This is a genomic window from Aquabacterium lacunae, from assembly GCF_004310865.1.
Classification (GTDB): Bacteria; Pseudomonadota; Gammaproteobacteria; order Burkholderiales; family Burkholderiaceae_C; genus Aquabacterium; species Aquabacterium lacunae.
Genome location: NZ_SIXI01000056.1, coordinates 1 through 362, shown reverse-complemented (window position 1 = coordinate 362; position 362 = coordinate 1). Strand labels below are relative to the sequence as shown.

Here is a 362-nt window from a genome sequence, read left to right as displayed (position 1 = left end):
CGAAGACGGCAGCTACGTGTTCCTGTCGGGCGACTTCAAGGCCACCGACGTGGACGCAGGCGACAGCCTGCAGGCCGTGCGCATCACCACGGTGCCGGCCAAGGGCGCACTGCTGCTCGATGGCGTGGCCGTGACGGCTGGCCAGGAAATCTCTGCCGCTGACATTGCGGCGGGCAAGCTGGTGTTCAAGCCGGCGGCCGACGAGAACGGCACGGCATACGCCAAGTTCGACTTCGCGGTCATCACCGGCGTGGCCGGCCAGGCCGCCACGATCGGCGCCGACGCCACCCCGAACACCTTCACGATCGACGTCAAGCCGGTGAGCGACTCGCCGGCCGGCTCGAACGACCAGGCCACGACCA

1 protein-coding gene is annotated in these 362 nt (G+C 68.8%); it reads left to right on the top strand.

Translation table 11 applies throughout. The annotated features are described in order from the left end of the window. The coding region (locus EYS42_RS17140) for a hypothetical protein (RefSeq protein ID WP_165456849.1) at positions 1-362 on the top strand (362 nt) is incomplete at both ends.